This window comes from Paenibacillus sp. FSL P4-0338 (genome assembly GCF_038002365.1).
Taxonomy (GTDB): Bacteria; Bacillota; Bacilli; order Paenibacillales; family Paenibacillaceae; genus Paenibacillus_AQ.
On record NZ_JBBOCG010000002.1, the window covers coordinates 750514 to 770260 of the forward strand.

Genomic DNA, 19747 nt, shown 5'->3' on the forward strand with positions numbered 1-19747 from the left:
GGAGGGCATATGCGAAACTTTATTATTTTCGGAGCAAGCAAGGGCTTGGGAGAGGCCTTCGTCAAAGCGCTGCCGGTGCCGGGCGATCAGGTCTGGGTGGTCTCAAGAACGTATCCGGACAGCCTGAAGCTGGAGGATGGGGTTCAGCGGACCTGGATGGAGGCTGACTTGGCGAAGCCGGATGCTGCGGGCCGGATTGCAGAATCATTGAACGGCGTTACCCTGGACGTATTCATCTATAATGTTGGCGTATGGGAGAGCAAGGGGTTCAGCGATGACTATGATTTTGAGCAGGACGATCCGGCTGAGATTGCCAGCATCATTAACATTAATGTGACTGCGGCGATTACGTGCATTCAGAAGCTTTTGCCGAATCTCAAGCAGTCTGCGCATGCGAACATCTTCTTCATCGGTTCTACGGCAGGCCTCGATCATAATGATTACACCCAGGTCTCGTTCACCGCGTCCAAGTTCGGTCTGCGCGGGATCGCCAATGCGGTCAGGGAGCATGTGAAGCCGTATGGCATTGGTGTGACGGTCATAAATCCTGGCGAGATAGCTACGCAGATTCCATTGGAGGCCGGTGTGGAGCCCGTCTTGTCTGCCTACAACGGCACACAGATTCCGCTTCAGGATATCGTGTCCCTGGTACAATGCGTCATGAATCTGTCCAAGGCTTCCTGTGTGAAGGAGATCAATATTCCGGCGATGCTGGATTCGAATGCGTAGGGATGAAGCAGTGGAGAATCAGACTTAATAGAATGCCAGTAGCCGCGATCCACGCGGTCAAGGGGAGAGCGGTTTTAGAGTGGAGCATCTGTCACAGTATACTTATGTTCAATCGATCGCAAAAGATACTATAAGTCAATTACAGGGGATAATTAAAGAAGGTATCACAGAAAAGGAAATCGTCTATAGAGCCGAAGAGATTATGAGAGATAAGGGGATTCATAGTTTTTGGTATCACGGTGTAGGGGCATTTGTTCACGTTGGGAAGAGAACAATTAGGTCCGAATCGGGTAAGGAGTATAAGCCTTCGGATACATTTGTCCGCAGAAATGATATCGTGACCATAGATCTTAGTCCAGAGATTAACGCCTATTGGGGAGACTATGCACGAACACTAATAGTGATTGATGGAAAAGTAATTGCCGAAGACGCACTTGCACATACCAATAATGAATCTGCACTAGAATTTTCACATGGAATTAACGCCGAAAAGGAGCTCCATAACAAATTTATTGATTTTGTAAGACCGGGTATGACTTTTGAAGAAGTCTACTTATATATGAATGAGGTTATCCAACAACTTGGTTACATTAATCTTGATTTTTCCGGAAATTTGGGACATACCATTGAATTCGATAAAGATCACAGAAAATACTTTGAGTCCGGGAATAAGATGAAGCTTAGTGAAGGATCACTATTTACATTTGAGCCGCATATTAAGCACACAAATGGATTGTACGGTTTTAAACGGGAGAATATTTATTATTTCCGTGATGGAGAATTACTTATCTTATGATTTCTTGTTTAATAGTAGATAGGCCGCTTCCGTTACCGGGGCGGCCTATTTATGTTCTCGAATTCCGGCAACGTATGCTACATTGTTAGATATCCCCAGTTCGTAATACTTCCGCCATGTACTTGGGTGCCCGGATAAGCGAATATAGACACAGAAGCTTAAGAGGGCATGAGGACGCTGCGGCACCATCGCGGTGATCCCGATCATAGGAGGTAGAACGAAATGGCTTATCAGAATATAGACGGAGTGCGGGTGTGGGGGAAGCCGGATGAAGGAGCCCTGGTGCAGGCCCGGATGTGTGCGGAGAACGGGAATGTGGTGCAGACCCTGCTTATGGCAGATCATCATAAAGGCTACAGCCAGCCGATTGGCGGCGTGGTGGTGTACGATGGACAGATCTCTCCGTCTGGCGTGGGTTACGATATCGGGTGCGGGAATAAGGCGGTGCGGACCGGCTTGAAGATAGAGGAGCTGCGGCCGCGACTCTCAGGGATCATGGACGAGATTGCCCGCAGAATCTCCTTCGGCATAGGCCGGGTTAATAACGAGCGGGTGGAACACGAACTGTTCGACGACCCGGATTGGGCGGTGTTCAAGACGTTGGGCAGCGGAGTACATGATAAGCTGAAGGACCTGGCGCAGAATCAGCTCGGTACCGTCGGCAGCGGCAACCACTTCGTAGACGTACTAGAAGAAGACGCAACCGGCCGGGTATGGATTGCCAATCATTTCGGCAGCAGAGGGTTCGGGCATAAGACAGCGAGCGGGTTCCTTAACCTGGCAGCAGGCAGAGACTTCCTGGCGAATGCCCCCGGGGAAAAGATGGATCAGCCGCCCGTACTGCTCGACCTGAACAGTGAGCTGGGCGATATGTATTACAGAGCGATGAAGCTGGCTGGTCGCTATGCTTATGCGGGCAGAGACTATGTCATCCAGCAGGTCTTGGCCATTCTGGGAACAGAAGCGGACATGGTGGTGCATAACCATCATAACTATGCCTGGAAAGAGACGCATGACGGCAAGGAAGTCATCGTTGTCCGCAAAGGGGCCACTCCGTCCGCACCCGGCCAGATAGGCTTCATTGGCGGCAGCATGGGAGACATCTCCGTGATCGTCCGGGGAAAGGACAGCGTGGAGAACCGTGAGGCCTACTACAGCACCGTTCACGGAGCAGGCCGAATCATGAGCCGGACCCAGGCAGCGGGCCGTATGAACTGGAAGACCCGCACCCGCAGTGGAGGTCAAATCACGCCAGGGCAGATGATGGAGGCGGTCCGTGAGTTCGGTGTAGAGCTGCGCGGCGCAGGGACGGACGAGAGTCCTTTTGTCTACCGGAAGCTGCAAGAAGTACTGGAAGCGCACGCCGGGACCATTGAGGTTATGCACGTTCTGAAGCCGGTGGGCGTATGTATGGCTGGCGCGGATGAGTTCGATCCGTATAAGGATTGAGGGGGATATCCATCACGAAGTCTCCACAGGCGGGCAGTAAGGACGCGAAGTATGGTAACATAGAACTTCAAGAAGAGGCCGATAGGCCTTTTTCCATTTTCAATATGGAGGGATTACATGTCCTGGAGCAAACTCAAACAGCAACTGGAGGGCTTCCTCAGCCCATCCTTAGAGGGACGGGTAGAGTACCGGGCGCCCGCTTACCGCTATTCGCCGGATAAATCAGGCACCTGTTATATTACGGTGGACAAGAAGAACATTCTCAGCATGACCGACAAGTCCAGCTCTATCCGCTGGTACTCATCCGAGCTGGAGGTCAAGAATGACCCGGAGCTGCATATCTCCGTCACCAATGAGGACATTGAAGCAGTTAGACTGACGGCCAAAGGCCCCATCCCTGAGGACCGCCTAATCATAATGGCCCGAAGCCGCTTAACCACCGAACATGCCAAAGCATTAATGTTGGCCCAGGCTGCCCTGACGAAATCGAATTTCATTGTGGTGGCGAATAAGTTCCTGGTTACTCCTATCGAGGAGAGCCTGGAGAGCAGTGATATTATCTTGAACATCCTGGCTCTGATGGACCGGAGAGTCGGGCGGAAGCGGATCGAGGGGATGGCCGTGAAGATGCAGCGGAAGCATCCGGCGGTGGAGTATTTCTATGATCTGCGGCGCGGGGCACGATGATTGTTATGGCCGCTGCCGCTGAAACGGTACCGTCCTTTAAAAGGTCGGCAAAGCCGTTTCCGCTTGTGCTCAGCGTTTCCCGGCAACCAGCATATATCCGGCCCCACGGACGGTAATGATCCGCTCGGGATGGATGGGGTCTTCCTCGATTTTTTTGCGCAGATTACTGATGTGGACCGCCACTGTTCGCGTATCCTCCAGACTCTTCATCCCCCAGATGAGGTGAAACAGTGTATCGGCAGTGACCACTTGATTCACGTTCTGTGCCATGTAGGAGAGCAGGCTGAATTCTTTTTTGGACAGAAAAATCGTTCTGCTTCCCATATGGACAGACTGAGCATAGAAATCCAGCGTTAGTCCCGGCAGCTCCAGCAGCTGTTCCCTTCTGCCCGTGGATACCCTGCGGAGGTGGGCCTTGATCTTGGCCATGAGTACGCCCGGACTGAACGGCTTGGTCACATAATCATCCCCGCCATAGGATAAAGCGCTGATCTTCACCTCATCCTCCTCTTGACTGCTTAGGAACACAATCGGGGCATTCGTGTAATTGCGTGCGTTCTTGCACCAGTCAATGCCGTTCTCATTCGCCAGCAGCACATCCAGCACAATCAGGTCCGGGTTAAAGGACGCAAGCAGCATCATAGCATCGGCCCCGCTGTGGCAAGATGAGGAGTCGAAGCCTTCCCGCTGGCAGTATAGCTCAACAATCTCACAGATATGGGGATCGTCGTCGACGATCATAATTCGGTATGTGTCCATTCTATTGTCACCTTCCTGCTTCTCAGATCAACGGCAATATGACCTGGAAAATCGACCCCGTCTTCCCGTCGCTCTCCGCCCGGACACTCCCGCCATGCGCTTGTACAATTTCCCGGCATATCGCCAGCCCCAGTCCGCTGCCCTCCACGCCCATATCCAGCCCCGGCCGGTCTACCCGGTAATTGCGGTCGAAGATCTGCTCCAGCTGCTCTGGAGGAATACCCATACCGGAGTCTTGCACGCTGATGACCGCACACCGCGTATCGTTCCCTTCGTCCACGGCCAACGTAAGACGCACCAATCCGCCGCCAGGCGTGAACTTCATCGCGTTCGACACCAGATTGAATAACGCCTGCTCTAATCGTTGTGTATCGATCCGGGCAACAGGCTGGACCGCGCTTGAAGCTTCTGTATGCCCGATATCCAGATCGAAATTCAGCCCCGCATCCCGCACCACCAGCTCATATTGTTCATAGAAGCCGCGCAGGAACTGAATCACCTGAACCGGCTCCATCCGGTATTCCACTTGCCCTGTCTCCAGATGGGACAAGAAGCTCAGCTCCCCGATCATGCGGTTGATCCTTATCGTATTATCACGGATATACCTCAGGTACTGTTCATTGCGCTCCGGCTTCACCCTGTCCATCACCGCCTCGACATAACCCAGCATACTGGACAGCGGCATACGCAGATCATGCGTAATATAGGCTAGCAGCTTCTTCCGGCCTTCCTCGGAGTGCAGTAAGCGCTCGTACGACAGGCGGAGATCCTCATGGGCGGCGGATAAGGCGTGGGTGCGCTCCAGCACAATCTGCTCCAGATTGGCATTCATCCCGGTCAGCTTGTGGTTGGCCTCCTGCAGCTCCCGGGCAATCCGCTCTTCATTCGTTGCCGCCCGCGTGAATCTGGAAGAGAGCAGCAGCATCTGGGCAACCGTGAAGATGAGCAGCCCGAACGGCGAGCTGTTCCCGATGGGGGACCATTCGTTGTAATACAGGAAATCGTTGATCACTGTAGCCAGAGCCACCACCGACACCAGCAGGAAGATCAGCGCTCCCTCCATCCGCCGCAAGGCCGCATGAGCCAACCCGACCATCAGATACACCATATGGAGAACCACGACCACACCGATCAGCAGCAGCATTCGGGAATAGACGAGAGCAGGGGTCAGCACAACTACCAGACAGAGTGCGCCTGTGACGATCCGGGTGCCATAGCGGAACCACCGCGACACGTAATCCGGGAAAATGCATTCAAAATACATTGTGATCATCCATCCGCCGAGGCACAGGATCAGATACTCCAGCTTGAACTGCAATTCCCACGGAAAGTGAGGCAGCCACTGGGTAAGCATAAGCTCGCCGTTCAGCAGGGAACGGATAGAGAACATCACAGTGAACAGGCCAAAGTATAGAGGTGCCCGGTCCTTACGCCGCAGCATGAACAGCAGCAGATGATACACACCGATCACCAGCAGGCTGGCCGTGATGAACATATCCGCAGCAATCTTCAGATGGGTCCGGACCGTCAACACATTACTGCCGCCCAGCTCGATATCCTTGGTGATGCCGCCCCGCTTATGATGGAAGTTCGCTACCTGCATCACCAGCTCCACCGTGTCGCCTTCAGGCTGGAAGAACACCAGCTTCGTCGCCAGACGCGGCGTCATGTCCTCCTTATCTTGACCCACCACACCGACCTCTGCTAGCAGCTCTCCGTTCACCCATAATTTATAGGCATGAAAAATAGTAGGCAGCCGCAGAGCCAGCCGTTCCTTGCTATCCTGCTCACTAAGCCGGATCACCAACCGGAAGGTGGCATAGCCTTCGCCCTTCAGCGCTTGACCGTCCAGCGGGTAGCCCAGCCAGGAGCTGGGGATGTTGATATACCGGTCCCGGCCGGCCGGTTTCCCGCCTGCCATCCGGGTTCGTATGTCCTCGGGCGAGAGCAGCTTGTGCCAATAGAAGGCCCATTCTCCCTGTAACTTCAGCGGATTGGTACTAATAGAGGTATGCGTTAGATCCAGAAGGCCTTCCTTGCTTCGAGGCTTGGGGGCATCCGGCGTTGCAGACAGGATGGCATAGCTTGCGATCAGTCCCATAACTACAACCACAGCGATATGTAACCAGATATTACGAGAACCGGACCTTAGTATCCCCCTCATCATGAAGCCGACCCCAATCTACAAGATTCGTCATTCTTAAGCTCATTGCCTTAATGATAGCATCATTGCCGAAAATTGTGTGAAATTGCACGATGTAAAGTTTGCTTTTCTTTCATTAACAGGCTAAATTTCCGTGTAGAATGCTAGCAAGGAGACGGAACTGTCGAAAGTTGTAAGTTTCTCGGGGTGATTCAAAGACTACATAAATGTTGGAATGAATTAGAAAATCGGTAATAAAATATACTACCCTGATGAATGGCCCATGGAGGGTCCTTTTTATTGTTATGTTTTGGGGCTTTGTGGGGTTATTCTGTGGGGAAACGATCTAAGGAGGCTTGGCTATTGTATACCAAAGTGTCAGCTAGAGCTGCATCCCTGTTGGCCGCATTCGCATTATTGCTCTCCGTATTCTTCACCGCCTTACCGAATGCAAATGCAGCCGCGAGAGGAGCATGGTCGCCGAACACGGCCTATGCGGTGAATGACACCGTAACCTATGGGGGAGGTACATATACCTGTCTGCAGGCGCATACGTCACTGACCGGCTGGGAGCCGCCGAATGTTCCTGCACTGTGGAAGAGCGGCAACACTACCACACCGACACCAACGCCCACTCCCACCACACCCCCAGCTACGAACGGAGCCATCTTCTATGCAGACAGAGACTATGGCGGCAAGGCCGTCACCTTGGGAATAGGCAATTATGTGCTGTCCCAGTTGAACAATGCGGGCATTCCAAATGACTGGATGTCCTCGCTCAAGGTACCGAATGGCTGGACGGTTGAAGTGTATGCGGACGATAATTTCGGCGGCACGAAGTGGACCTACACGGCGAGCTCCTCCTGGGTAGGCGACAGTGTGAATGACAAGATGTCTTCGGTCAAAATCTACAACGGTTCACCGCCCGCGTCCGGCGTCACCCGTCCCTCCGAGGTACCCAGCCAGATCTGGACCTATGCCATGAATGTGGACAATAAATTCGGAAAAGGCGGAGATTTCGCACTGTTACTAAGCGCGGTGATCAAGAAGGAGAGCAGCTTCGGAGCAGGCCTGCCCGGCAGCCCATCCGCCGGTGACGGATTGATGCAGGTCGAGCCGAATACACGGGCCGCGTATGCCTCCCAATTCAGCGCCAAATTCGGCCGCACATATAATCACAGCAGCGAACAGGATCAGGTAGCCTTAGGCGGACTTATTCTCGATGAGAAGATTGGCAGATTCGGCAACATCTACAACGGACTCTTACATTACAACGGGGGCGACAACTGGTATCCAGGCGCCACCGATTCCTACGGCCGCCCGATTCTGGCGGATCAGTATGCGAATGCCGTCTATGGTACGTATAAGGGGTATGGAGGGCAGAATTAAGGGAGTACTTCCTTCCTATAAAAAGAGGCCAAAGACGCTCGGGGAGTTACCCCGCAGCGTCTTTATTTTTGTATAGGAAATTATGATTTTCTTCTGTTGTGGATAAGTGGTGCGCAGGTGTGTGGCTCAAATGTATGCGGAAAACAGCATACATTATGCTCACACGCAGGCGCATGGCTCAAATGTATGCGGAAAACAGCATACATTATGCTCACACGCAGGCGCATGGCCGAATGTATGCGAAAAACAGCATACATTGTGCTCACATGCAGGCGCATGGCCCGAATGTATGCGGAAAACAGCATACATTTGCTGGCGCGTAGGTAATCTCATTCACCCGTAAGGGTGATTTTGTTCTTGCGCTTGTGCCAAGCCCAGGTGAAGGTCATTCCCAATACGGCACGCCGCTGAAGAGGAACGATTCATTGTTTAAGTAGGCCTTAATCTCTCTACTGGCTAATTTACCGATATGTTCTGGCAGCCATTCTTGCGAGTCAGGCAGGCCCAGCCAGAAATTCATGGTCTCTAGCTGTGCTGCAATGAAAAAGCCCTCTAACCGCTGGGTATAGTTATCAGGTAACGGATGGTGCATGGAATAAGACTGAAGCAGCTGTTCTCTGAACGAAGGATGGATGTAGGAGAACGTCCAGCCCAAATCCACTAAGTAATAACCGAACCCGCAGGCGCCAAAATCAATGGGCCGTACTTCTTCTCCATCAAACACTAAATTACTTGGAATCAAATCAGCATGAATCATGCCCCAATGGCTGGCGGTCCGCTCCATAGAGTTCATCATGTGAATGACCTGCTCGCCTGCATGCAGCAGAAGCTCCGTATCTCTTGTATCAAGCAGTCCGGCATTAGCGCGTTCCTTCAGCGTATTAAGGGCTTGTAAGATCCGGGAGCCATCAAAGGCCGGGCGTTCAAAGGCATCGGGGATGCTCCAGTTCGAGGCTTGCTTATGTAGCTTGCCGATCAATTCACCTATGGCCCCAGCGTCTTCTATAGTAGGAATAAAAGGCTTCTGCTCACCCTCCACCCATCGTAACAAAGTGCAGTGAGTATGGTTCACCTCCGTAATGAATTCTCCGCGAATATTCTTAAAAGGTGAAGGCAGGGTCACATGGGTTTCCAAGGTTAAGGCTTCCAGCCAAACCATCTCGGATTGAAGGACCTCCCGCTTACTCCAGATTGGCTCAAGTGCGTCATTCTTAGAGATATGTAACCGGAGGCTGTAACTATTGTTGTCCAGATCAGTGACTTTGTAGATCGTATTGCCGCTCTGTGCAATGAAATCAACCGACTTGCAGCTTATAGAGTAGTGCTCCAGTGCTTCCATTGCGGTATTCAAGTGTCTATTCAATCGCAGCTCGCTCCCTCATTTATCAAAGTATAATAGGTACGATAGCATAGTTCTTCATGGGCGGGAATGGAACTGTTGACTATATTTGTTTTTTATTGATAGGGGGAGCCGGAGCTTATTCCGGAGCTGTAGATGTTATTATTTCTGCACTTTGACTCTCTTGGCGCGACCGATAACTTATCATGCCGAACAACGCAGCAGAAATCATAGCCGCTACAGCAACGGAGGCAGCAGCGACCCACGTAATGGCTTGCAGCGATAAAAAGTTAATGACAATGCCTCCAAGTCCAGCCCCCGCCGCTATCGCCAGTTGCAGCACAGATGTGTTGAGGGCAAGCATGACACCAGATGTCTTGGGAGACAAGGTAAGAAGATCATATTGCTGGCTTGGAGAGGCTGCCCAGGAGAAGAGCGACCAAAGCACCAGCACTGAGAAAACAAGGAATATGGAAGTGCCAGAAACTACCGATAACAATATCAGCATCACCATATTTAACAACGTTGCTCCAGTTAACGTTCTGGCTACTCCCCATCGATCGGTGCCGCTTCCCCCTGCCTTTGACCCGATTAGACTGGCGATACCGTATGCGAACAGGGCTCCGCTTACCCAACGATCGCTCATTCCGGCAACTTCCAGCAGATAAGGCGACAAATACGTGAAGGCAATGCCATAACCCATCGTCATAAAAAAGTTAATGGCGAGAGAGAGTGCGATTCGCGGTCTCTTCACCATAGCCAGTTGTTTGGCAAAGGAGATCGGCTCATCACCTTCCATCCGCGGTATTGCGCTTGCCAGCACGGGCAGACTGACCATAGCAAGAAGGCTAATGCCGCCGAAAATCAGCCTCCAATCGTACGCGGCGGCAATCACCCGGCCAATGGGCACGCCCAAGATAAGTGAAGCGGTGACACCCATTAACACCGTGGCAATCGCACTCCCCTTCTTGTTCGAAGGAGCTAACTTAGCGGCTAGGGCAAGTGATGTCACGACAAATACGCCAGTTCCGAGCGCCATGATTACCCGTGCAAGCAGCATAAATCGATAACCCGGCAAAATCATGATTAGCGCATTACTCACGATGATTAAGCCAAGCGAGTACAACAACAACTTTCGACGGTCAAACCGGGCCGTGACCCCCATTAGGATCGGTGTACCTATGGCGTAGGCTAGCGCGTAGACGGTCATTAACTGTCCAGCCTGAGATAATGTCACTCCGGTATCGGCGGCAACTTTATCTAAAATGCCTGTGATCATGTACTCGGATGTCCCGACAATAAAGCAGACCACAGCAAGTATGAAGATTTTCCAGTTTTGTCCCAAATTAATCATTCCCCCTCGTTAATCAATGGCTGATGTTAGTGTAAACAGTAAATAAGAAATGTAGAAGTACGCACTTTTAAGTCCTATAGGATGATGCTGGTGCTATAGGAACATGGAAGTTCTCTAGAAAAGAGGACAGAACTAAATAGAGGGAACACGAGACGATCAGGTTCGTCTGCGGCGTCTTTGGTGCGCGAAGGGGAGGGTATAACCAGCTTATGATATACTTGGGTATGAATGTAAGGACGATATCATGACGAATGAGCAGACAAGGAGGTTAACCTTATATGCGTAACCGGAAGGTTTTTTTAACACTGAGAATTATATTAGCAGCCATTCCTATCTTCCTGTTGATCCAAAATTATGGTACCACCATTCGAATCTGGCTCCATCCTGCAACAACAACGATAGGGCAGATAGCACCCGCCTTACCTAACAAGGAGATCACTACACTGACCTTCATTCCTGGAAATGATGCAGAGAGCGAATTCAAGATTAAGGGCGATGAACATATTAGCGATATCATAACCCGGCTTTCCAACCTGCAAGTGAAGGAAAAGACAAAAAGTGACCAAAAAGGAGCCGATCCCTTCGACTCCATATTTTTAAACGTCCAGGGCAGCCTAAGAGTGATTCTGGATGTCTCCGAAGATAAGAAGGAGCTGTTTCTGCTGAAAGTTAGCAAGGATAACACAACCAGCCGCTGGTATTCCGTCCTGAACCAAGAGGACATGAAGCAGATCGTCAGCTTAATTATGGCAAAAAGAACAGATTGAAGCTTACGATTTCTTACATACGCTGAGTGTGTGCCCGATACCTTGACTATGTTGCTGTCTGAATCGATGAATTGGCCCCAACCCGTCTCCCTTTATCGGACAGGTCAGTTCCTGCGGGATTACGCATCTCGAAGATCAGGCGTCCTCCTGGCTCCAGATGATTGTAAATTGTAGAGAGTAAGGCGGCCTGCAACGCTAGTGAATATGTTCAGCTTAAATAGCTTCACTGACAGTAGTTGTCAGTGAAGCTGTTTTATAATAAAAAAAGAAAGAAACTTGAAGGAGGACGTACTAATGAATAATAAGGTATATCTATATGTGTTAGACACCATGGCCGACTGGGAGGTAGGGTATCTAACGGCTGAACTGAACTCGGGAAGGTGTTACAAGGAGGGACAAGCCCCATCTACAATAGTAACCGTAGCCAATGAGAAGACACTGATCACTACCATGGGCGGACTGAAAATCATGCCTGACATCACGGTAGAGGAGTGCAGCTTGGTAAGCGGAGACGCCTTGATCCTACCCGGTGGTGAGACATGGACCGAAGCCATCCACAAGCCGATCCTTGGGCTTGCTGAGAGGTGTATACAGGAGGATATATTAGTGGCAGCGATCTGCGGGGCTACCATGGGACTTGCCCAGACCGGACTGCTGAACTCACGCCCGCATACAAGCAATGATCTGGAGTATCTCAAAATGATCTGTCCCGCCTACACCGGCGAAGAGTTCTACCAAATGCAGCCCGCTGTAACGGACGGCAAGCTAATCACAGCAACCGGCATCGCCCCGCTGGAATTCACTCTGCATGTGTTGAAAGCCCTGGATGTATTTGCACCAGACAAATTAGAGGCCTGGTATGGTCTGTATAAGACTCAGGAAGCGAAGTATTACTATGCGTTGATGGGATAAGAGCAGTTAAGCAAGACCGCCCTCTCTTCGCGGACGGGCTGAACACCCACCACTCGGAAAGGTCGGCTACTTCTACGTAGCCGACATGAAGCGAATTCTGCAAAGGTGGAACGAATGGCGGAGAAGGCGAATGAGGATGTACATCTGGAAACAGTGGAAGAAGCCGAGGACGAGGTGCAGAACCTGCAAAAGCTGGGTGCGCCGGAAGCATTTCTCGATGTCTGCCACGATAGGCCATTTCCTCGCTGCTCTACGACTACTTCCCGAGTGCTTGGACGATATCGTTAATTTTCAGATCATCGGCCAACATGCCATCGCTTATCCAGTGTTTGGCTCCAACCATATGGATATTCCCTTGCTGATAAGCTGGAAGTGACTTCCAGACGGCGGATTTCTCAATTTCGGCGAAGCCTTCGAGATCCTTCTTATAATCTTCCGGCCCTCCACTGGCGCTGCCAACTGTGACGAATATATAATCGGCATTAATTTGTGGTAACAACTCCATCGATATTGTCGCATTTTCTCTTTCGGGTTCCTTCTTCTGCAAATCCAAGGCAAGTGGATCGGCCTGCAGTCCAAGATCATGATACAGGGCGGTCGCATAGCCTTGCACCTGCTCAGAGGACAGAATCGACGGGAAATACAGGCGGAAATCTTTGGCCGTAACCCGAACTAATGCTACCGTAGGTTGGGCCGCTATAACAGGTGCCAGATCCTCCCTAGCCTGCGCCACCTTCTTTTCATGGGCTTTGAGAACAGCTACCGCTTTCTCCTCCTGACCTAGATCTTTGGCGATCTCAGTAATTGAACTTCTCCACGTCCGGCGGTTATAGACGATTGTCGGCGCGATTTTGGACAGGGCATCGTAATCTTCCTGTGTGATAACATCGAATGCAATGATCAAGTCGGGGTTCGACTCAAGCACCGCCTCCGGCGAAAGGGATGGGAGCACCTGGATATCCCGGGCTTGCAGCTGTGGCATCAAGTAATTGTCCGACCCCGCCGTTACAGCCAGCACGACCGGTAAATCAAGAGAGAGCAGCATATCCTCCAGATTGATCGAAGCAATCCGTTGCGGATGGACAGGAATATCCGTTTCACCGAATTTATGCTGAACCGTGAGAAATTGGGGAGCCAAAGAAGTGTTTTGTGTGGCGACTCCCCCTTCTTCTCCTCCACAAGCGGTCAGAAATACAAGCAAAAGTGCAATACATGCATGAATAGCAGCTTTACGTTTGAAAAGCAAAATATACCCTCCCTCAACATTGATAATCATTATCAATGTTGATTTTAGCATAAGCCTATGTCCCTATACATGGACAATTGTGCGGGATACCCATGGACACCGATGCTAAGTCGTTCAGCATCCTGTGCCGCCGAACAACGTAACGACCCGATCGATAATCATGTTGTGAGCGAGCGGGGAATAGTCGAGCCAAGGCATCTCATGCTGTTCGTAGACATGTCCTTCTCTAACAGCCACTAGCCTGGTCCACTGTTCTAATTCGCGAAGGGTCTCCCATGTGTGCTTGGAAGCGGGGTCCCCATCGACGATCAGCAGCAACCGGTCGCCCGTATACGAAGCAAGGTCCTCGATGCCGATATTGCGATAGGTCTGAATGTCGTGCACATCATATGCAGGGTTCAAGCCAAGGTCCTCGAATAGCACGGCTCCGGCATTCCGGCAGCCATAGACAAGCAACTCGCCAAGCATAATGTGCAGCACAGACACTGTATGCTCTCCGAGTCCCGATCGAAGCAGCGCGCCGGCTCGCTCCGCTTTTGCCTTATAGGCGGCCAACCACAGCTCCGCCTCCCTCATCTTGCCAACCACCAGCGCTACTTGGCGAAAATGACTGCGCCAGTCCAGCCGGTTCCACGCAATGACTACGGTGGTAGCCAATTGGCGGATACAGCCCTGGGAGATTGCATCTTCATATTCACTGCAGATGATGATCTCAGGACGAGCTTCAGCAAGCACATCCAGATTTGTTCTCCACTTCTCAAAGCTCATGGTCTTGGAACGCGACAACTGATACGGAATATGTTCCACGTAATCTAATCTGTGCAAATCCCGGCGTTTGTCGACAAGCGCCACATAAGGAGTTATACCCAAGGCAAGCAGATGACCCGTATAAGGAAAGCTGATGGCCGCTATTTTCTCGAGCTTTTGCTTGATATAGTTCGTGGGGGAAAGTCCGACCGTTTTTTTGAATTTGCGGCTGAAATAAAATTCGTCGGCAAACCCAACCTGGCGAGCAACGTCGCGAACTTTTCCTCCACCAGTGAGCAATCGTTCCTTGGCCTGATTCATCCTGATTCCGTTCAAATATTCCATAGGACTGTGTCTAGTCCTTGCCTTGAACAAGTGGGCGTAATGCCAGACACTCATATCGGCCAATTCGGCGAGCTTCTCACGTGTAATGAGCTCAGGGTAGTGGGTATGCATATAATCCATTGTTCGCTCGAGCCGCGATATATTCTCAGCTGTATCGGCGGGTTGTGACAGAAACAGCTGGTTCAGCAAGTCGAAGAGCAGCATCTGACGCCGAAAGGAGAAGCTAGACCTGTGTGGAGTTGGAATCGACTGTTCGCCGGAATTAGAGTCAATTCCCTTGCCGGAGACGCCAATCTTGCACAGCTCCTCAGTCCGTCCGAGCACCTCCGCGCTCTGCTGGACCTGTAGCTTGCCATACAACTCATCAGCGAATCTTGCTTGACAGAACAGGGCCTCGTTATCCTTGACACCCCCCGCCTTCATGACCGGATTCCACAAATCGAAGCTGATTCTGTAATAATTCAGTGGATTATTCGCGGATGTTCGTAATTCCATAAACATCCCGGGAGCCAATAGATAAGCGTGGCCCCGCTCCATTGGATAAGTCTGTCCGTTATATTCAAGCTCCCCCTTGCCGCTTACAATGAGAAGCAGCACGTGAGATTTGACAAATTGTCTTTCCGGGAGCGACATTCTTGTAGAGAGGATATGCTCCTCAGTTCCAGGCTGTAAGAGCATGTTGTCCAAGCTGTTCGTTTCCGCTTGCCTATGTTGATCCACCGTTGCACCTCCCCCTGCCTTGATTATATCAATAACAAAAACGAATTGTCATATGCGTTCATCTGATGGAGAACCCATAGAACCAGACGGATGAGAAGGTCAAGCTTCGCTCTTTTTTCTACGGGAAAATCCTCTCTCCGATCAAGCGAACCAAAGGTTAGCATAAGCATCATTGCTTCAAACATTTCAGAATTAAGCGACTTGTAGACGATGTAGACCATATTCAAAGAATGATTCAGAACGCAGATGTAATTATAAGTGCATGGCATGAAGATAAACTTGACGCTGGTCACTACAATGGGCGGGTTGAAAATAATGCCTGACATCAGTCTGAAGGAGTGCAGCATGAGGGTATTTCTGTTGGTCGGGCTAGGCGTGGTAGTACATGAATTCCAATATATGGTACGATGTGAGGGATGCTTAATTGAAGGTTGGAGGCTAAGGAGGAAGGCAAATGAATGAAATAACCTCTCATAATTGCAATCTGAACATATGGTATTATCTACCCGATGAAGTATGGAATAAAGTTGCCAACTTATATGAGCGTATGCCTGGTTGGATCGGGTACATAGACGGAATTCCACACTGGTATGGACAGGAAGAGGATGAGGTTTATATTCAGGCATCCGTTGAGCCAAGCGGGTTATCATTTTATGCGCAGATGGATCAGAGCGGTTGGGATTCTTGGATCGGAAGGTTTAAAGCAGAAGCTACAAAGGTATTAGGGTTTGAGGTGGGGGAGCCTGAGGATGGGTTTGAATAAAGGTTATGTACTGCACGCCTGATTACTACGCTGAGCCTACCGGCTTCACCGTAAAGGTTAATTAGCTTAACTGAACCGATAAGGAGGATAATGACATGTCTGTTCCCGCTGCTTCCAGATCATTGCTATCGTGGTGTGCCGTGTTGACGGTCATTATCCTCTTGTGCATTATTGTCTACCGCACAGGTTCCGCATTGTATCACAACCATCAATTACGTAAGGACTTCTCTACTGCGGCAACTGCCAGTCCCTATGGACAAGGCATTCCGCTGGAGCAAATGGACCTGAGCACGTATAGCTTCTATTTTCCCGGCATTTCTGCAGAGCCTACGTATTCCTTAACACATCGTATAGAAGCACCTGTAACCTTGCAGTATTATACTGAGCTTCCATCCGGCGAAACTCCTGTTGCCTTAGAAATCCCGAAGGGTACGATGATTGAGGCCATTCCGGAAGGAACACAAGCCTCCTCATTCTACGAGTTAGGGTACGGCTATACCAGCTATCCTACTTATGAGAAGGGTTGGCGGTATGTCCGGCCGTTCAAGACGGCAGAGGATGCAAATCCTGCATTGAGCGAGAAGTATTACTATGTGCAAATGGACAGCTTAGAGGCTGTATTGGATTCAGCGATTAGAGCAAACAAGCCATTTCGTGCTGCTGTACGTCAGCAACATTGGACCCTGGACCAGGGGAAGCATACCTTTGCACGGTATATTGACGACGTACTGTATCAGAATGGAGCGTACCTCTCACCGGATTTGTTCTACCGGACCTTTGACCGCTGGAACATCATGCTGCTTGGGGCGGTGGTGGTGATCACCATTGTCCTGTTAAGTCCAAGTTCATGGTTTGTCCGAAATCGAAGATAGAGAGACATTAGAAGCTACGTGATACTGAATGATTAAGAGAACGCCGTGGCGTTCTTTTTTTCTGCGCCAGCCTATTATTCACGAGCCCGAATCACCAGGAAAAAGGGTATAATTGATTAAAAATGGAATTAATATGGATTATATGGGGAGGGGTTACAAATTTCACTTCGCGTTCTAAAGGCTTGTGAACCCGATGATGATAGAACATTCATGAAGAATTTATATGAGAACCACTATCCTTTAATGAGAAAGAAAGCATTTAATATTATTAAGGATCAAGAGGTCATTGATGATCTAATTCAGGAAGCTTTTATTAAGCTGATCCCCAAAACATCTCTATTGCGCTCCTTAAGCGGCTGCAAAGTTACCTCTTATGTCGTCAATACCATTAAGCATTACTGTTATGACCATATCCGAAGGCGCACCCGCCGTTCCAGGAAGGTCTATACCGGCTTGAAGAACGATGTAGCAGAGCAAATCCCTGATCTCGCAGCCGCAATCAACAAATCGGGGAGCTCTTGAATATTCCCACGCAGCATGTTCGGCAGTATATATCGAGAGCTAGGGGGCGGGTGCTGCGGGTTTTAAGGGAAGAGGGTGGCTGATGGAAACATGAATGTAATCAAGCGATAAAGAAGGAGAATTTATAATGAAAAAACAAACCAAGTACCTTATAGGAATCGGGGCTTTAATCATTATTTTGGTTGCATCTGTTTTTGTATATAATGCTCAGAAGACGACTTCTTTTAAGAAAGTAGTAACTGATAAAATTAATGTTAATGAAGTATCCACCATTTATATCACCCAAAGATCTTCAGGTGTTGAAGTTACTCAAGATGAAATTAAAATTGAAAATCGGGAAGAAATAAATAAGATCATAGCTGAGTTCGATAAGTTAGACTTGAAGAATGCACATGACAGAAAAATTAAGTTTGATCCCTATACGTATACCATTCGGATATATGTAAATAAGGAGGCTAGATTCGGGATTGATATATATAACACAATGAATATCTCCTTATTTGACGGTAAGGCTACAAAGAATAGACTACGTCAGTATTCAACCAGCAATGCTGAAATAATCAGTAAGCTAGAGAATTATTTTAAATAAACTATATTCAAAAAGGTGTTCTCGAAGGAGCGCCTTTTTGTCCATCGTTTTTGATACCCCCAAATGCCTTTATCATCATCTGAGGGGATGAAGAAAATAAAGATTCTATGGAGGAATAACATGAAAAAATTAATAGGGATTTCTCTATTATTACTATTGATCGCTTGCTCAAATTCTCAAGAATCTAGGGCGTGTCTGAAAACTAATCATATTGAAGCTACTTCAACAGAATCATCGCGGAAGCGAGAAAGGCAAAGCTTAAAAAGTTTCGAGAAAGCTTGTCATAGCGTGTTGCGATTCCGCGGAATTGTTTGAGTTTGTTGAAAAAACATTCCACTACATGGCGTTCTTTATAATGGTAAAAATCACATGTCCAAGGATTTGCGGCATTGGATTTGGGCGGGATACAGTATGTTGCGTTTTGGGATTCAATGTACGTTCGAATCTCTACCGTTCCGTAGGCTTTATCGGCTAAAATAGCGGTTCCGGACAAGCTTACCCCTGACAGGACTTCGACCGCTGCCGTACAATCATGGATGTTTCCAGGCGTTAAAAATAGGCGAATCGGATTCCCTAGCGCGTCGACTACAGCGTGGATTTTGGTATTGCGTCCCCCTCGGGAAAGTCCGATTTCTTGGTTGGTTGCGGCATTTTCAGCCCTTTTTTAGCCCCCGCTGCGTGCTGGTGAACTTTACAAGAGGTGCTGTCTAGAGAAACATCCTGCAAGTCTGCATCGCTGGCGAGCGCTTCAAATATCTTTTGAAAAAGATCGTCATTGCTCCATAAACGAAACCGGGAATACACGGTTTTCCAAGAACCAAAACGTTCTGGCAGATCACGCCAAGGTGCCCCTGTTTTGACTTTCCAAAGCATGGCATTAAGCATCACCCGATTGGGTTTTGAGGGTCTGCCTTCACCCTTGTTTTCAGGTGGCAACAGTTCTTTGACCCTTTCCCAGTCCGGGTCTTTGATTTCGTGGCGTCTTAGCATCTTTTACAAGCTCCTCGTAATTGCGTCCTTGTAAAATTATGCTACGGTTATGCGTTGGAAGCAATATCTAGTTTTAAGACACGCCCTAATACAACAAAGAAGGATATTTCCTTTACAGAGATTAAATCCTCTCAAAGTAACGCAGCTCCTATCTTAAAATGGAATGACCAAATTTATTTAGTAACTGACGAAAACGTATCTGCCAGTGAAGTTGAGTTGGAAATCGGAAAAGTTACCAGTTACTCTATCACAGGCGAAAAAATAACACCGAACAATTTTTCGAATTATTATGTTACTGGCACACCTTTTTTCATTATTAAAGGGAAAGACAAATTAAAAGAACTAGCGATCCAAACTAGTAAAGAAACCTTTGTGAAGGCAATAACTTCAAAGGCAGTTACCAGCTCCAATTCGGAATTTCAACTCTAAATATGGTTCTAGAACAAAAGTAGCGAACGAATATTGAAAAACCAAAAATGAAGACCATATCAAAAATTAGTTTTAAGACACGCCCTAAGGCCAAGCTCATGGTTTTCCTGAATTCGAAGGTATTGTGACCAGACTCAAAAAAAAGCAAAGAAGACGCCAGGGAATTCCTGTACGTCTTCTTTATTTTTCTTGGTCAACAT

19 protein-coding genes are annotated in these 19747 nt (G+C 49.2%); 12 read left to right on the forward strand and 7 right to left on the reverse strand.

Features of this window, described 5'->3' with window-relative positions; genetic code table 11:
• Positions 1-9: 9 nt before the first annotated feature.
• From MKZ07_RS27305 to MKZ07_RS27320, 4 genes are all read left to right on the forward strand, one after another.
• Entirely contained in the window at positions 10-729 is a 720-nt protein-coding gene (locus MKZ07_RS27305) for an SDR family NAD(P)-dependent oxidoreductase (protein ID WP_036693105.1), read from the forward strand.
• A 79-nt stretch (positions 730-808) separates the two neighbouring features.
• Positions 809-1525, forward strand: a complete 717-nt coding sequence (locus MKZ07_RS27310; protein WP_156949562.1) for a M24 family metallopeptidase — start codon at positions 809-811, stop codon at positions 1523-1525.
• Positions 1526-1747: 222 nt separating this feature from the next.
• Positions 1748-2974, forward strand: coding sequence for an RtcB family protein (locus tag MKZ07_RS27315; protein WP_036693102.1), 1227 nt, complete (start codon positions 1748-1750; stop codon positions 2972-2974).
• Between the two features lie 117 nt (positions 2975-3091).
• Positions 3092-3661 (forward strand): SF0329 family protein, encoded by a 570-nt coding sequence (locus MKZ07_RS27320; protein ID WP_036693099.1) that lies wholly within the window; start codon positions 3092-3094, stop codon positions 3659-3661.
• Positions 3662-3730: 69 nt separating this feature from the next.
• Here the strand turns inward: MKZ07_RS27320 and MKZ07_RS27325 are convergent, their stop codons facing one another.
• Positions 3731-4420: a response regulator transcription factor gene (locus MKZ07_RS27325; RefSeq protein ID WP_036693096.1), complete on the reverse strand. Its 690-nt coding sequence runs from the start codon at positions 4418-4420 to the stop codon at positions 3731-3733.
• 22 nt (positions 4421-4442) lie between these two features.
• The gene (locus tag MKZ07_RS27330; RefSeq protein WP_341028715.1) at positions 4443-6587 is read right to left on the reverse strand and encodes a sensor histidine kinase; all 2145 of its coding nucleotides are present in this window, start codon (positions 6585-6587) and stop codon (positions 4443-4445) included.
• A 339-nt stretch (positions 6588-6926) separates the two neighbouring features.
• Between MKZ07_RS27330 and MKZ07_RS27335 the strand changes: the two genes are divergently transcribed.
• Complete coding sequence (locus MKZ07_RS27335; protein WP_341028717.1) at positions 6927-7952, forward strand: carbohydrate-binding protein; 1026 nt, start codon at positions 6927-6929, stop codon at positions 7950-7952.
• Positions 7953-8337: 385 nt separating this feature from the next.
• Here MKZ07_RS27335 and MKZ07_RS27340 read toward each other — a convergent pair whose 3' ends face one another.
• A complete protein-coding gene (locus MKZ07_RS27340) occupies positions 8338-9315 on the reverse strand; it encodes a phosphotransferase enzyme family protein (protein ID WP_341028719.1) in 978 nt (325 codons plus the stop codon).
• 115 nt (positions 9316-9430) lie between these two features.
• Positions 9431-10636 (reverse strand): MFS transporter, encoded by a 1206-nt coding sequence (locus MKZ07_RS27345; RefSeq protein ID WP_341028722.1) that lies wholly within the window; start codon positions 10634-10636, stop codon positions 9431-9433.
• Positions 10637-10923: 287 nt separating this feature from the next.
• Between MKZ07_RS27345 and MKZ07_RS27350 the strand changes: the two genes are divergently transcribed.
• Complete coding sequence (locus MKZ07_RS27350; protein ID WP_341028725.1) at positions 10924-11412, forward strand: hypothetical protein; 489 nt, start codon at positions 10924-10926, stop codon at positions 11410-11412.
• 294 nt (positions 11413-11706) lie between these two features.
• Positions 11707-12324, forward strand: coding sequence for a type 1 glutamine amidotransferase family protein (locus tag MKZ07_RS27355; protein ID WP_341028727.1), 618 nt, complete (start codon positions 11707-11709; stop codon positions 12322-12324).
• A gap of 256 nt (positions 12325-12580) precedes the next feature.
• Here the strand turns inward: MKZ07_RS27355 and MKZ07_RS27360 are convergent, their stop codons facing one another.
• Entirely contained in the window at positions 12581-13621 is a 1041-nt protein-coding gene (locus MKZ07_RS27360) for an ABC transporter substrate-binding protein (RefSeq protein WP_341028729.1), read from the reverse strand.
• Between the two features lie 63 nt (positions 13622-13684).
• Positions 13685-15382, reverse strand: a complete 1698-nt coding sequence (locus tag MKZ07_RS27365) for an AraC family transcriptional regulator (RefSeq protein WP_339222235.1) — start codon at positions 15380-15382, stop codon at positions 13685-13687.
• A 454-nt stretch (positions 15383-15836) separates the two neighbouring features.
• Between MKZ07_RS27365 and MKZ07_RS27370 the strand changes: the two genes are divergently transcribed.
• From MKZ07_RS27370 to MKZ07_RS27385, 4 genes are all read left to right on the forward strand, one after another.
• Complete coding sequence (locus tag MKZ07_RS27370; RefSeq protein ID WP_339222237.1) at positions 15837-16145, forward strand: hypothetical protein; 309 nt, start codon at positions 15837-15839, stop codon at positions 16143-16145.
• A 95-nt stretch (positions 16146-16240) separates the two neighbouring features.
• Positions 16241-17017 carry a hypothetical protein gene (locus MKZ07_RS27375; RefSeq protein ID WP_339222239.1) on the forward strand — a complete coding sequence of 259 codons (777 nt, stop codon included), beginning with the start codon at positions 16241-16243 and terminating at the stop codon, positions 17015-17017.
• A gap of 210 nt (positions 17018-17227) precedes the next feature.
• Positions 17228-17539 carry a sigma factor gene (locus tag MKZ07_RS27380; RefSeq protein ID WP_339222240.1) on the forward strand — a complete coding sequence of 104 codons (312 nt, stop codon included), beginning with the start codon at positions 17228-17230 and terminating at the stop codon, positions 17537-17539.
• A gap of 127 nt (positions 17540-17666) precedes the next feature.
• On the forward strand, positions 17667-18128 hold the full coding sequence (locus tag MKZ07_RS27385; protein ID WP_339222241.1) for a hypothetical protein: 462 nt from the start codon (positions 17667-17669) through the stop codon (positions 18126-18128).
• Between the two features lie 217 nt (positions 18129-18345).
• Here the strand turns inward: MKZ07_RS27385 and MKZ07_RS27390 are convergent.
• Positions 18346-19118 (reverse strand): IS5 family transposase gene (locus tag MKZ07_RS27390; protein ID WP_341027176.1). Its coding sequence is split into 2 segments (ribosomal slippage): positions 18346-18788 and positions 18788-19118, totalling 774 coding nucleotides; the frame shifts between segments, so codons are not numbered across the junction.
• A gap of 54 nt (positions 19119-19172) precedes the next feature.
• Here MKZ07_RS27390 and MKZ07_RS27395 point away from each other — a divergent pair.
• On the forward strand, positions 19173-19547 hold the full coding sequence (locus MKZ07_RS27395; protein ID WP_341028732.1) for a hypothetical protein: 375 nt from the start codon (positions 19173-19175) through the stop codon (positions 19545-19547).
• The last annotated feature ends 200 nt before the right edge of the window (positions 19548-19747 follow it).

Bases quoted from the DNA above. Each gene is read 5' to 3' on its own strand.
- MKZ07_RS27305 (WP_036693105.1), top strand. From the start codon at position 10: ATGCGAAACTTTATTATTTTCGGAGCAAGCAAGGGCTTGGGAGAGGCC.
- MKZ07_RS27315 (WP_036693102.1), top strand. From the start codon at position 1,748: ATGGCTTATCAGAATATAGACGGAGTGCGGGTGTGGGGGAAGCCGGAT.
- MKZ07_RS27320 (WP_036693099.1), top strand. From the start codon at position 3,092: ATGTCCTGGAGCAAACTCAAACAGCAACTGGAGGGCTTCCTCAGCCCA.
- MKZ07_RS27325 (WP_036693096.1), bottom strand. From the start codon at position 4,420: ATGGACACATACCGAATTATGATCGTCGACGACGATCCCCATATCTGT.
- MKZ07_RS27330 (WP_341028715.1), bottom strand. From the start codon at position 6,587: ATGATGAGGGGGATACTAAGGTCCGGTTCTCGTAATATCTGGTTACAT.
- MKZ07_RS27350 (WP_341028725.1), top strand. From the start codon at position 10,924: ATGCGTAACCGGAAGGTTTTTTTAACACTGAGAATTATATTAGCAGCC.
- MKZ07_RS27355 (WP_341028727.1), top strand. From the start codon at position 11,707: ATGAATAATAAGGTATATCTATATGTGTTAGACACCATGGCCGACTGG.
- MKZ07_RS27360 (WP_341028729.1), bottom strand. From the start codon at position 13,621: ATGCTAAAATCAACATTGATAATGATTATCAATGTTGAGGGAGGGTAT.
- MKZ07_RS27370 (WP_339222237.1), top strand. From the start codon at position 15,837: ATGAATGAAATAACCTCTCATAATTGCAATCTGAACATATGGTATTAT.
- MKZ07_RS27375 (WP_339222239.1), top strand. From the start codon at position 16,241: ATGTCTGTTCCCGCTGCTTCCAGATCATTGCTATCGTGGTGTGCCGTG.
- MKZ07_RS27380 (WP_339222240.1), top strand. From the start codon at position 17,228: ATGAAGAATTTATATGAGAACCACTATCCTTTAATGAGAAAGAAAGCA.
- MKZ07_RS27385 (WP_339222241.1), top strand. From the start codon at position 17,667: ATGAAAAAACAAACCAAGTACCTTATAGGAATCGGGGCTTTAATCATT.